The sequence below is a fragment of the Nitrosomonas sp. genome, assembly GCF_024282095.1.
In the GTDB taxonomy this organism is placed as follows: Bacteria; Pseudomonadota; Gammaproteobacteria; order Burkholderiales; family Nitrosomonadaceae; genus Nitrosomonas.
Map to the genome: position 1 here is coordinate 24096 of NZ_JAMWZS010000031.1, position 13210 is coordinate 37305.

12 protein-coding genes, 1 tRNA gene and 1 pseudogene are annotated in these 13210 nt (G+C 47.3%); 3 read left to right on the top strand and 11 right to left on the bottom strand.

Annotation, left to right across the window (positions count from 1 at the left end; all coding sequences use genetic code 11):
- Nucleotides 1–86: 86 nt before the first annotated feature.
- Nucleotides 87–1067, top strand: a complete 981-nt coding sequence (locus Q0K92_RS09770; RefSeq protein ID WP_297325620.1) for a sulfite exporter TauE/SafE family protein — start codon at nucleotides 87–89, stop codon at nucleotides 1065–1067.
- Nucleotides 1068–1496: 429 nt separating this feature from the next.
- Nucleotides 1497–4142: an MMPL family transporter gene (locus tag Q0K92_RS09775; protein ID WP_297325621.1), complete on the top strand. Its 2646-nt coding sequence runs from the start codon at nucleotides 1497–1499 to the stop codon at nucleotides 4140–4142.
- A gap of 45 nt (nucleotides 4143–4187) precedes the next feature.
- Here the strand turns inward: Q0K92_RS09775 and Q0K92_RS09780 are convergent, their stop codons facing one another.
- The 10 genes from Q0K92_RS09780 to Q0K92_RS09825 all read right to left on the bottom strand — a co-directional run bounded on the left by Q0K92_RS09780 (nucleotide 4188) and on the right by Q0K92_RS09825 (nucleotide 11362).
- Nucleotides 4188–4736, bottom strand: a complete 549-nt coding sequence (locus Q0K92_RS09780) for a phosphatidylglycerophosphatase A (protein WP_297325622.1) — start codon at nucleotides 4734–4736, stop codon at nucleotides 4188–4190.
- On the bottom strand, nucleotides 4717–5688 hold the full coding sequence (gene thiL / locus Q0K92_RS09785; RefSeq protein ID WP_297325623.1) for a thiamine-phosphate kinase: 972 nt from the start codon (nucleotides 5686–5688) through the stop codon (nucleotides 4717–4719). Before thiL ends, Q0K92_RS09780 begins: the two co-directional genes overlap by 20 nt.
- A gap of 10 nt (nucleotides 5689–5698) precedes the next feature.
- Nucleotides 5699–6193 carry a transcription antitermination factor NusB gene (gene nusB / locus Q0K92_RS09790; RefSeq protein WP_297325624.1) on the bottom strand — a complete coding sequence of 165 codons (495 nt, stop codon included), beginning with the start codon at nucleotides 6191–6193 and terminating at the stop codon, nucleotides 5699–5701.
- On the bottom strand, nucleotides 6190–6672 hold the full coding sequence (gene ribH, locus Q0K92_RS09795) for a 6,7-dimethyl-8-ribityllumazine synthase (RefSeq protein WP_297325625.1): 483 nt from the start codon (nucleotides 6670–6672) through the stop codon (nucleotides 6190–6192). Before ribH ends, nusB begins: the two co-directional genes overlap by 4 nt.
- Before the next feature lie 63 nt (nucleotides 6673–6735).
- On the bottom strand, nucleotides 6736–7836 hold the full coding sequence (gene ribBA / locus Q0K92_RS09800) for a bifunctional 3,4-dihydroxy-2-butanone-4-phosphate synthase/GTP cyclohydrolase II (RefSeq protein ID WP_297325626.1): 1101 nt from the start codon (nucleotides 7834–7836) through the stop codon (nucleotides 6736–6738).
- Nucleotides 7837–7852: 16 nt separating this feature from the next.
- Nucleotides 7853–8458, bottom strand: a complete 606-nt coding sequence (locus Q0K92_RS09805) for a riboflavin synthase (protein WP_297325627.1) — start codon at nucleotides 8456–8458, stop codon at nucleotides 7853–7855.
- A gap of 169 nt (nucleotides 8459–8627) precedes the next feature.
- Nucleotides 8628–8704: transfer RNA gene (locus tag Q0K92_RS09810), tRNA-Arg, on the bottom strand.
- Nucleotides 8705–8969: 265 nt separating this feature from the next.
- Nucleotides 8970–10247 (bottom strand): HlyC/CorC family transporter, encoded by a 1278-nt coding sequence (locus Q0K92_RS09815; protein ID WP_297325631.1) that lies wholly within the window; start codon nucleotides 10245–10247, stop codon nucleotides 8970–8972.
- Between the two features lie 224 nt (nucleotides 10248–10471).
- Nucleotides 10472–10828: a hypothetical protein gene (locus tag Q0K92_RS09820; protein WP_297325628.1), complete on the bottom strand. Its 357-nt coding sequence runs from the start codon at nucleotides 10826–10828 to the stop codon at nucleotides 10472–10474.
- 186 nt (nucleotides 10829–11014) lie between these two features.
- Nucleotides 11015–11362 (bottom strand): hypothetical protein, encoded by a 348-nt coding sequence (locus tag Q0K92_RS09825; RefSeq protein WP_297325629.1) that lies wholly within the window; start codon nucleotides 11360–11362, stop codon nucleotides 11015–11017.
- Nucleotides 11363–11767: 405 nt separating this feature from the next.
- Between Q0K92_RS09825 and Q0K92_RS09830 the strand changes: the two genes are divergently transcribed.
- On the top strand, nucleotides 11768–12058 hold the full coding sequence (locus Q0K92_RS09830) for a hypothetical protein (RefSeq protein ID WP_297325630.1): 291 nt from the start codon (nucleotides 11768–11770) through the stop codon (nucleotides 12056–12058).
- A 315-nt stretch (nucleotides 12059–12373) separates the two neighbouring features.
- Here the strand turns inward: Q0K92_RS09830 and Q0K92_RS09835 are convergent.
- Nucleotides 12374–13210, bottom strand: a pseudogene (locus Q0K92_RS09835) (copper oxidase); the annotation flags it as partial.

Genomic DNA, 13210 nt, shown 5'->3' on the forward strand with positions numbered 1-13210 from the left:
TTATAAGCATATTACTTAATGTTATTTAAAATTTTTCTCAAGTTTAGTTATATTGCCGTACATTTTTAAATTAAAAAGATAACTTCATGAAAATTCGTAATCTTGATCTGACTCCCAATTCGGTCAATGAAGAGCATCAGCAATTAGGATTGCCGCCTATTGAAGATACGGTATCGCATCTGGATGCGCATCCTTTTTTACGAGCTGCTGTCTGGTTTGCGGTGATTGTTTTAATTCTACTCATTGCATTTTTGATCGGCCGTTTTTTTCTTGCACAGGAATGGAGCGATAGCTGGCAGATCATCAATAGTACGCTCGATAGCAGAATTTTCTGGAGTGCTGTTGCCGTTGGTTTTCTCGCACAAGTAATCGACGGTGCTCTAGGCATGGCCTATGGCGTCACTGCAACCACATTTCTACTGGCATCCGGCGCAAGTCCTGCTGCAGCCAGTGCCAGTGTACATATCGCTGAAATTTTCACCACCGGTGTTTCGGGCATTGCCCATGCCAAATTCGGCAACGTCAACAAACAATTATTTACCCGCCTGCTGGTACCCGGAATGCTGGGAGGTATATTAGGCGCACTATTAATTACTCATATCGACAGCGCATTATTCAAACCTTTCATATCCGGTTACTTGATATTGCTGGGGTTTTACATCCTTAGCAAAGCCTTCCGTCAGCTAAGTATCCGCAAAGAAGCCCCAAAACATGTCGGCAAACTGGCATGTTTTGGGGGATTCATGGATGCGGCGGGTGGCGGCGGCTGGGGTCCCATTGTTACAACCACTTTGGTCGGCACAGGTACTGATCCGCGTACCACGATTGGTTCAGTCAATTTTGCAGAATTCTTTCTGACATTAACCAGTGCGGCTGTTTTTGCTTTACTGATGGAAACAGACACCTGGCCATTGATTGTGGGTTTGGTATTCGGTGGGCTATTTGCAGCACCTTTTGCAGCCTATCTATGCAAGAAATTCCACGCACGTACCTTATTGATACTTGTTGGCGTTTTAATTACCACAATAAGCTTTTATAACCTTTATAAGGCGCTCATTACGCTGTAAATTATAAATCTTACGGCAACACAATCCGCAGATTCCGGCAGATTGCCTTCCACTATCAGCCAAATTGCACTAACGCGCATACTAAATTTTGAATCAAAGAAATCTTAATTGCAGATATTCCTTTTTAAGGACTCATGTTTGTTATTGATTTTAGATTGAGTACTTCAAACACCGCCACAAAATAAGCTGAAGAATGATAAATATCAGTATCTCAAATTCTTAGTGTGCCCCCATTACTGTAGAATCAGGCTTCCAATGCAAGATCATGGATTCAACCAGAAGATAATTTAATGCGCTCCGGTTAGGGGCAGCACTTGGCAAGAGGTAAATGTCACATCATCACCGTGATACTCAACAGCATCATGAACTTTGCCAGAACAGCGCAATTATTGATCATTCCGATTTCTCTGCCGCAGGATAACAACATTAGTGGAAACTTCACATAGCCGCATTCATGGTGCTTTTGCGCACTGGACTACCTTTTCCTATCGGTATGCTTTATGGGTTCTGTTAGTGGCATTACTCATTGCTATAACCAGCGGCATCTATATTTCGCGTAACCTGGGTATGAATACCGATACCACCGATATGCTCTCCGAACAGTTGCCATTTCGCGTCAACCTCAAGCACTACAACAAAACGTTCCCTCAGGACATCGAAACGCTGCTCATAGTACTGGATGCTCCTACACCCGAACAGGTACGTCTGGCAACGGAGCGCTTGGCTAAGCAACTAAACAAGGACACTGAAAATTTTTACGATGTCTATTCACCCAGAGTAGATGATTTTTCTGCACGCAATGGTTTGCTCTATCAGAGCATCCCGGAACTTGAACGCATTACTGATAGCTTGGCAGCGGCACAGCCTTTGATCACTCGTATTACCCGGGATCCTACGTTGGCTGCCTTTGCTGATGTACTCACCGGTGCAGTGGAAGAATTGAGTAAGGGACGCAACCTCGAACTTCGACCCGTGCTGAGCGGCGTAAATGCAACGCTGGATGCTCGGTTTAACGGTTCGCCCAGCGCATTGTCATGGCAAGCCATGTTCAATGGTGAGTCGCAGAAGAAAAAATACCAGGAGCTGATCGTAATCAAACCAAGACTTGATTATTCTCAATTATTTCCAGCTGAGCAATCTATCGCAGCCCTGCACGCAGCCGCAGAAAGTGTCGGTGTGACAGAGGATGGTCCGGTCCGACTACGCATTACCGGCGAGGTAGCGTTGGCTGATGAAGAATTCAACAGCTCACTGCGCGGCATGGAATATGCCGGGATAATCACGTTCATCATGGTAGGCGTCGTACTTTTTTTTGCGATGCGCGCCGGCGGACTCATACTGAACGTGCTGGTTTGCCTGATAATGGGGTTGCTTCTGACCGCGGCATTTGCCACTGCCGTGGTCGGTCACCTCAATGTGATCTCTATTGCGTTTGCAGTATTGTATATTGGTTTGGGAGCAGACTTCGCTATCCATTTTTTACTGCGGTATCGTGAGGTTCTGGAAAGTCGTCTCCCACCTACCGATGCCATCCATATATCCGGTGGCGATGCCGGGGCGGCATTGACTGCATGTACGATCACCAACGCGATTGGTTTTTATGCATTCATACCGACTGATTATAGTGGAGTGGCAGAGTTAGGGATCATTTCCGGCACAGGTATGATCATCAGTCTGCTGGTTACGCTTACCATTGGCCCCGCATTATTACGTTATCTGCCGAAACGGGAGCCAACGAAATCGGTTGCAAAGCGCTCTGTGGGTAAAGTACTCGAGTTTTCTTTGAGGTGGCACAAATTAACCTATGCTGCCACTTTGGCAGCTACGGTCGCAGCCCTGATCATCTTGCCGCAAGTAAGATTTGACTACAATCTATTGAATATGCAAGATCAACGGGGAGTTGCGGTACAGGCTTTTCGCGAGCTGCTTGCGGAACCCGATCATTCACCTTGGCACATCGTTGTGTTGGCTGATAATCTTCAGGAAACAGAACGCTTGGCACAGCGACTGACCGAACTTCCTGAAGTCAACAAGGTGGTTACGATCTTGGATTTTGTGCCCACGGAACAGGAGGAGAAATTCTCCCTTATCAAGGAAATGGCGCTTACAGTAGGGCCGATCTCGACCGCAACACAAGTTCAAATGACGAATGATGTCTTGGCGCAGCAGCAAAAAGCACTGAATGCGCTCGCTGCGGCATTAGATCGATTTGCTGCCGAACATCCCGATCACTCTGCTGCTGTCACCGCACGCACATTACAATCATCGCTGATTGCCTTATTCGCTCAACTCGATAGGGTTGGTAACGACGAGAAAAATAAACTGCTGCATGCGGTGGAAGAGGATCTGCTCGCAATGTTACCACTGGCTTTGCAGAGTCTGCGCACCGCTACTGAGGCCGCTCCTTTCGGCGAGGAAGACTTGCCCGTCGCGTTAAGCGAGCGTTGGCATAGTCAAACAGGAGAGTACCGCTTGGCGGTTTATCCGGTGGAAGATCTTAACGATAACGACGCATTGCGACGCTTTGTACGGGCGGTGCAACAAGTGGCACCACAAGCCATCGGAGCACCGGTAGTGAGTCTAGAAGCAGGTGAAGCGGTGGTGCAGGCATTTATTCAGGCTTTCTCGTTGGCGTTAATCGGCGTTGTCGTCATATTATGGGTATTGTTGCGCAGCATAAAATATACTTTGCTGGTATTGCTACCACTCCTGCTATCCAGTTTATTTACCGCCGCATTTACTATTTTGGTAAACGTACCGTTCAACTTCGCCAATATTATCGCTTTGCCACTCTTGCTCGGTCTCGGTATCGACAGTAGTCTGCACATGGTGTATCGAAGTATGAATAACCAATTAGTAAGCGAAATTCTGATTCACACCAGCACAGCCCGCGCAATTTTCTATAGTGCCCTGACTGCCTTGGTCGATTTTGCAAGCCTTATGTTTTCATCTCACCAAGGTACTGCCAGTATGGGAATCATGCTTACTGTAGGATTGGCTTTTACGCTCATTTGCACGCTCATCATATTACCGGCGCTGCTGCAGACTCCATCAAAAGGCGCAATACAGCAGTAAGGGGAAATTGGACCGTTGTTGTTAAAGGCACCCAAGAGGGCATGACTAGAAATACCCTTCGGATAACACCCAGGCCTTCCAGCCGGCTAAGCAGAGTAGCGTAAAAAATGCCGCCAATAGGTCATCAAACATGACGCCAAAACCGCCTTTCAGATTGCTATCGTAATATCGGATAGGCTGGGGTTTGGCGATGTCAAACAGGCGGAACAAAATAAATGCAGCAAGCTGCCATGCCCAATCGACCGGCGTAAAGTACAACACCAATAGGAATGCCACGGTTTCATCCCAGACCATGCCGCCATGATCCGGATCACCCAAAGCTTGGCCACTGAGACCGCACGCCCAGATACCGGCAATAAACATAATGTCGATCAGCAGCAAAAAATGAACCGGGCTCAGATAGTGATTAAGCAGCCAGAATAACGGAAATGCAGCCAGTGTTCCGACGGTGCCCGGTGCGACCGGACTCAATCCGGCACCACCTGAGAATGCGATGAAATAGGCCGGGTGGCTGTAAATTAAATTTAAGTCCGGTTGAATCTGAATGGATTGAGTACTGGATAAATCATCAGTCTCAGGTACTGAAGTGGTCATATCCTTGAGTCTCCAATGTCATAGTATTTCCTTGCGCATCTTTTACAATTAAGCCCTGGCCTGCAGAAATCTCACCGATACGAGTCAGTGGAATAGCTAGTTCGGCAGCAAGCGCTGCAATTTTCCCGCGATTTATTTTAGGTGCCGTAAAACATAACTCATAATCATCTCCGCCAGCAAGCAGGCAATCGATTGCCCATGACTGCTGCAGGTATCTTTTTAATAGCGGTGAGCAGGATATATCGGCCATATGGATACAAGCCGCTTTGTCCGAAGCAGTCAGGACGTGCCCCAGATCCGCCATTAATCCATCGGATATATCGATGGCGCTATGCGCCAGACCAATCAGCCGTTGACCCAGTTTAACCCTGGGTGACGGTGTCAACAATGCAGGCAAGCATTGTGCAATCTCATCGGGCTCCAGGGTTATCCGCTGTAGTTGGTGATTGAGCGCCAGAGCAGCATCGCCTAACCGGCCGGAAATCCAGATATCATCATCCAATTTGGCGCCGCTACGGCGCAGTGCTTTGCCTGCAGCAACCTCACCTACAATCTGTACGCAGATATTCAGTGGCCCCGACGTGGTGTCACCGCCGATCAATTCCACATGATGAGCATCAGCCAGCGCAAAAAAACCTTGGCTGAATTCTGTTAACCAGGTGGTATTCCGCTTCACCAAATCTTCCGGCAGTGTCAAAGACAGCAGCGCCCAGCGAGGCTTTGCCCCCATGGCAGCCATATCGGAGAGATTAACTGCCAGGGATTTACAGCCGAGCGTGTAAGGATCTACATCAGCGAAGAAATGTATGCCACACACCAAGGTGTCCGTTGAAATGGCCAATTCGGTTTTGTCGGGTGCTGCAATGAGTGCGGCATCATCGCCGATTCCAAGCACTGCGCCCGGCGCGAGGCGTTTGAAATAGCGGTGAATAATATCGAACTCTGAACACACGCTGGTAAAATTATGCTTGCGTTTTTGCCAGTCTCTGCGCTTCTATTTCAACTGCGCGCAACTGAACGGCCAATTTATCCAGTACGCCATTCACATACTTATAACCATCACTACCGCCGTAAGTTCTGGCCAATTCTATCGCTTCATTGATAATTGCCCGGTAAGGAATTTCCAGATGATGGATTAATTCAAAAGTACTCAGCAATAAAATGGCGAGCTCTACCGGACTCAATTCATGCAGAGGACGATCCAAACAAGGCTGGATATGTGTGCCGAGCCCTTCAACATCCTGCAATACACCGTGTAGCAAGCGGGAAAAATGTTTTTCATCGACGTGCTTAAATTCGTCGGATTCGCGTAGTTGCTGTTCAATAAAACTCGCTGTGCCGCCAGCAATTTTCCATTGGTAGATGCCCTGTAATACAAATTCTCGCGCAATCCGGCGGCGGCTTTTGTGTTTATCCATTTTCTTGTCCAGGGTAGTTTCTGGTAACACAGTCATCATAAGGCGATTTCATCAATTTTTATTTGTAAATTGGCCATTTCCAGTGCGGCGTGGGCAGCCTCGATTCCTTTCTGGCTCATGCGGGCAATGGCCTGATCATCGTTATCAGTCGTCAATATGCCATTAGCGATGGGAATTTCCACATCAATCTGCACCATCATCAAGCCGCGCGCAGATTCGTTAGCAACCACCTCAAAATGATACGTATCGCCACGAATGACTGCACCCAACGCAATCAGTGCATCAAACTGATCGGATACCGCCATTCTTTTCAGTGCCAATGGGATTTCCAAAGCGCCCGGTACGGTGACAAGCAGTATATTGGAATCCTGCACGCCGTTTTTCTTGAGCTCCGCTGTACAGGCGCTGAGCAGCCCTTCCCCGATATCAATATTGAAGCGGCTCATGACAATGCCGATGCGCAAGTCAGCGCCATCCAGGTTGGGTTCAAATTCAAGAATATCGTCATAGTACGGCATGTCTAACTCCGGTAAGTGTATTGATTGACAGCGATCATTTCTTGATCGATCAAAATTTAAAGTTTATTGCTTACAAGTTTCCGCGTAACTGGTTACTTCCAAACCGAATCCTGTCACGCTGGGCATTTTTCTGGGTGTTGCCATGAGCCGCATTTTTCCTACGTTCAGATCTTTCAGGATCTGCGCGCCAATGCCATGATTACGCAGATCCGGCTTGATAGCGCCAGGGAAATGCGGCTCATAACAATGAATGCGCTCAATCAATTTGGCTGAGCTTTCTTTGCGATGCAGTAGGACAATCACGCCCTGGCCTGTTTCGGCAATCAATTTCATCGCATCGTGGATGCTCCAGGAATGCGTAGTATCCTGCATATCCAGCAGATCAATGACCGACAATGGCTCATGTACACGTACCAATGTTTCGGTTGCCGGGTTGATCTCGCCTTTCACCAAAGCCAAATGGGTGGTATTGGCGATGTCATCACGATAGGCTGTCAGCAGAAATTCACCATACAATGTTTGAATAGCCCGTTCAGCGACGCGCGTTACCAGACTTTCAGTCTGGCTGCGATATTGAATCAGATCCGCTATTGCGCCAATTTTGAGCTGGTGCTTGCGCGCAAACTCCATTAAATCAGGCAACCGCGCCATACTGCCATCTTCCTTCAGAATTTCACAAATCACCGAGGCTGCTGTCACGCCAGCCATGCGGGCTAAATCGCACCCTGCCTCGGTGTGACCGGCGCGCACCAAGACCCCGCCTTTTTGTGCCATCAATGGAAAAATATGTCCTGGCTGCACGATATCCTGCGGCTTGGCATCCGCTTTAACGGCCACTTGAATGGTACGTGCGCGATCGGCCGCAGAAATGCCTGTGGTGACACCGCTGGCTGCTTCAATGGAAAGCGTAAAATTGGTTCCTAAGGGGGCGCGATTAGCGGATACCATTAAGGGCAAATCCAGTTGATGGCATCTTTCTTCAGTCAGCGTCAAACAAATCAGTCCGCGACCGTGAGTAGCCATAAAATTGATGGCTTCCGCTGTGACAAAATCGGCTGCGAGAACCAAATCCCCCTCATTCTCGCGGTCTTCTTCATCGACCAGAATCACCATTTTGCCGCGCTTAAGTTCGGCAATAATATCCTGGATGGCACTGATTTTCATGGCTGCTTAATCCCGATTAACCTTGAATATTTAATAATTTTGCCACATAACGCGCCAACATATCCGTTTCCAGATTGACACGCATGCCTGGTGTCAGTGTACTCAAAGTAGTCATCGCCAACGTATGGGGAATAAGGTTAACAGAAAACTCACTATCTTCAATCCGATTAACCGTCAAGCTAACGCCATTGACAGTGATGGAACCCTTATGGGCAAGATAGCGCACTATGGATTCCGGCACCCGCACAATTAATTCAAAACTTTCCCCGATCGATTCAAATTTAACCACGGTTCCGATCGCATCCACATGCCCGCTCACCAAGTGTCCGCCTAGTCGATCCGACAAGCGCATGGCCTTTTCCAGATTGACGCACATAGCCACTTGATCCAATCCATAGGTACAGTTTAACGTTTCCTGCGAAACATCCACGGTAAACAAATCTTCGGTCAATGTGGTAACCGTCAGACAAACACCATTCACAGCAATGCTGTCTCCCGGCAGCACATCGGTCAGATCCAGTTTTCCGGCGGAAATGCTTAACGATAGCCCTTCATTGCCATGTTCTTTCATGGAATGAATTTCTTTAATTTGACCGACCGCTTGTATGATTCCGGTAAACATTGCAATATTCTCTAGCCGTTCGAGTATGACATGAATGATAGGGTATGCATCAGCGAATTGAAATTTGTGTGGTGTGCAAACTGAAAATCTTGTGTTGCTGCGGAGTATACCTTGTCAACATAGTAACTCTGAGAAAATCCGCAGAGTTCATCAAAGAATCTGCTCTTTGTGGCGCGCCCAACACGATTCGAACGTGCGACCCCCGCCTTCGGAGGGCGGTACTCTATCCAGCTGAGCTATGGGCGCGTTGATGAGTAGATATCAATGCTATTTACCGGTCGACAGGATAACTGCTTTTGTAATTCTCGTCCAACTCGGATTGTCCTTAGCAGGCCGTTGAAGAACGTTTTCGAGGCAGCCGATACCAGGCAAAAACAGGCGAGAAAGCGCAGTTTATGCGTAATAAATGAGCATTTTGAGCCTGTTTTTAACACCGTAGCGGCAACGTAGATAGTTTTTCAACGGCCTGCAGGATGGCTTGAGCCTAGCACGGCTAATTCAAAATCCTAAACTACTCAGGTTTTTTTGTTTCTGTTAAGGCTGGAAAAATTTTAACAGTCTTTACAACCCGATTCTTAGTTTGAATAATTTCCATTGGATAACCGGCAATGCTCAGTCCGATTCCCGCTTCGGGAATATCTTGGAAATGCTCCAGGATCAAGCCATTCAAGGTTTTAGGGCCATCTAACGGAAATTGAAAATCAAGCTTGCGATTCAATTCCCGCAGCAAAGTGCTGCCTTCGACAATGATACTGCCGTCTTCCTGCCTCAAAAAGCCACTGGTTTGGGTAGGCGCGTGCGTCGTAAAATCTCCAATAATCTCTTCCAGGATATCTTCCAGGGTAACCAGGCCCATCCATTCGCCATATTCATCGACCACCAGACCAACCCTTTTCTGATTTTCTTGAAACAGCTGCAATTGAGAAAATAATGGTGTGCCTGATGGAATGAAATAAGGCTTGCGCATCACTTTTTCGAGTGTTTCCGCCGTAATTTTGCCATTCTGCATCTGATTCAGCACCTTGCGCACATGAACAATGCCGACAATATTATCCATGCGTTCACGATAGACGGGCAAGCGCGTATGGTGACAAGTCAATAATTGTGCATGGATAACCTCATCATCCGCATCCAGATTAATCGCCTCAATCTGACTACGCGGCACAATCACATCATCAACCGTGATAGTTTCAAGATCCAGTAGATTCAACAGCATGCTCTGATGCTTATGCTGTATAAAATGCCCGCCTTCCAGTACTAAGGTTTTCAGTTCTTCCGGGCTTATTTTTTGTTCAAGCTCACCCTTTTGAGGCTTCAATCGGAACAGAATCAGCAGTCCACCAACAAACAAATTAATGAACCATACGATGGGATAAAAAATGATCAGTAATGGCGTCAGCACATAGCTGGATGCCAAAGCAATGCGCTCAGGATAGGCGGCGGCAATGACTTTGGGAGTAATTTCACTAAACACCAGGATGGCAAAGGTAACGGCTATCGTTCCCATAATCAAGGCAAAGTCATCATGTGCAAAAAGAGTGGCCACAATAATGGCCACTAATGTTGCAGAAGCCGTGTTAAGTAAATTGTTACCTAGCAAAATGACACCGAGCAATCGATCAGTGTGATCGAGCAATTTTACCGTTAAGCGAGCACCACGATGGCCCTGCTTGGCCAGATATCGCAGGCGATAACGATTAATCGCCATCATGCTGGTTTCAGATAGGGAAAAAAAGCCTGATAGAATCAACAAGAACACCAATGCAATCAGCATGGTGTGCAGCGGCAAGTCTTCCAAAAAACACCTTTATATGGTCGTAAAAATGGTTAGCAGCTAGGAAACAACAAAAAACCTAAACTGACAATCCGTATATTCTGGATTCAAACGAACGTTTGTCAACAGGAAAATGTACATTGGATGGATTAAAATTTTAAGCAGAAGGTGGCGGAATCCCGTGAAATATACCTGTGTTAATATTCTTCACGGGATTTTATTGTTGTAATACGTTGCTATCAACTTACCAGCATACTCTGCATGGATGGCATTTGCAGCGGAGGCATTTGCAAGATATCGACGATGTTGTGAGAACCGAGTATCGCTTTATTTAGCACGGGTAATCCGGTGGCATCCACCGCTTCGATAATCGCCATAGGAGAAGCCGTCAATCGACCGCTGATTGCTGAGACAGGTAATTTTTTATGTCTTAAGCATTCGATCCCGGCTGCGGCATCCGTTACATCACCAGCTGCAAAAATGATGCTATCAATCGTTTTTGCAAACATATTGGAGTTCAGTAAAGCAGCTGTCTCGCCTTCAAACAAACCATCGGCCACTTCAATGACAATCGCATTGACTTTGGAAACACTCAAATGTCGTCACAAGAGTTTCGATCATCGTTGTCGATTTGTTGCGTGTGGCCAGGTAGTATGACAGAAAACCCACATGGGTAAAGTCCAAGGTTAATTCCAAGCCCCGGCATCCGTCATCAGCCAGATTGTGCCGACCTGAGCCAGTGCCCGTATCCTGGCAGCACCTACGGTATCTGCTGCATCCGGTCAAACCACGAATCGAGCTATTAAAATCGTTGTTTTGCCAGCATTCCGTGGCTGCGCCGACGACCGCGACCGTATAGGGTGGGGAAACAAGCTGACCAGTTTAGGTAAGGCAGTATCTTTTAAGTTGATGCGCCGCTTTTTGCTATTTGCCAATAAGCCAATGGGTTGAATGCTGGTAGGTGCTTTTGTATGGCGTGGCGGTAATTCATGTGCGCCGCAATACCGCCCGATGCCACCAGATCGCATGTCCCTAAGTCCTGGGTGCTTGCACTTCAATGGATGGGCGCATAACAACCCGTCGCGTACCGATGATTTCATCGCCAATAACCAAAGCGGAATGTCGGCCATGTACCGATTCCAATCCGCTGTGCTGCCCTCTGTTATTACTTGGCCAGTAACATGTCCCCGACGTAGGAATTACATCGTTCTCATCCAACAAACTTGCCACCGGATTCCAGTCTTAAATTACATGGTATAAGCTACCTTGGCTTTCAGTAACCGCTCCTGACTAATATGAGAAATGTTCATTTTATTATTTCCTCTATCTGTGAGTTTTAAAAGATTGCGATAGCTCTTCTAAAACTAAAAGGGGAGATTCATCATCCCTTTTGCGCAGTGCTAGCTCAGCACACTTGACGTCATCCCAACTGATTTGATCAGACGGTTTACCGACCAGCGTGATGGATGCAGTGGAGCGGAGATTACGAATGAAATCTTGATCATCATCACTGCGGCGAATGCCATTGACATGACTTGCCAGTTGATCCACTGAGACCGGACCAAGACCTGTATCAAACTGAGTGGGGCCATCCTGCGTGGCTGAAGTTGTGCAATACGCAAATGTGTCGCTTCACGAATGACAAAGTCGTCGGCTCCCTGCCCGCCATGACAATCCTCACCACCGCGTACGGCAATATGGTCATCCCCATCGGTAGGAGAGTAGCTAAGATCATCTTCAAACTTAAAGTGTGCGCTACCGGCGCATCAGCGCTTAATAGTTCGGAAATACAAGTTATAAAAAGTACACCATCGATATCAGCGTAGCGGGTAATTTCTGTACCAAAAGGCTTAGCTGCTCAGTACAGTAGCTATTACGCCATCGCTATCCACTCCATAAGTTTCAGCTCCCGTCATCGTCAATAGATTTGGGCTCCGGTACACCATCCTTGATTTCAAATACTTGGGTGACTTCACCATCTACAATAGTGAATTGGAAGGCTTTGTGGCTTCCTTCTTCGGGTGAATCATCATGTCCTGTGTATTTTTTTCTCCTAATAAATTAGTCGTCGTGGCAATAAACAGTGTTCTTGATTAAGCGATACTATCGAACACTGTTTATATTCATCATGTATTAATCAGTTATTTAATCGGATCGCGTTGCGACGGTGTCAATTGATTACTCCAAACAGCCGGTAGATTCTGAACCCAACCGTTGTAGGCGACAGGAATCGGCAGAATGCCTTGTCCGCCCATCCCGGGGTTACCTTTAATTGTGTCATCTTGCTGTGTTGTGCTGGTAGAGAACAATCCTACTTGACCTGCAATCTTGGCATCAGATGGATCGCCATCACCGTTTGGATCAGGATCAACGACCAGCAGTCTGTTCGAGAATTTGCTTGCAACATACGCATAGTAGCCACCCCCCTGTTTAGCGCCGTATTGCGCACCATGGCAACCAGGATCGCATGGCAACATGGCTACCACCTCATCGATACTGGTATCGACGATGGTAATCGTGCCTGTGAGCGTGTTGGCTGTAACCATATGTTTCCCATCGGGAGAAACGGGCGTTTGGATCGGTAATGCACCTACAGGCCCAGAAATGGCTCCGGTTATAGGGTTATAATTTTTGATCAGATTGATATGCTTGGTCACTTTATGTGTATCCATGTTCACAACAGCGATGGTGCTATCGAGCAGGTTAGCCACATAATATTTGCTGGCATCCGGCATCATGCCTGTTGCCAAAGGATGGCCGAATGGACTACTTACCGGCAAAATGGCTTCAATCGAGTCGGTATGGAAATTGTATTGCGTGGAATCGCCTGAAAAGACGTTTGGCGTTACCATGGTTTTACCATCATGACTCATCCAATGCGCATGGGCATTGCCTCGTCCAATATCTACTCGGCCCAGCACTCCAGTTGCAAGCGGAGCCAGTTCCATCACAGAGTCTGAGCGGGTATCGCCGTTATT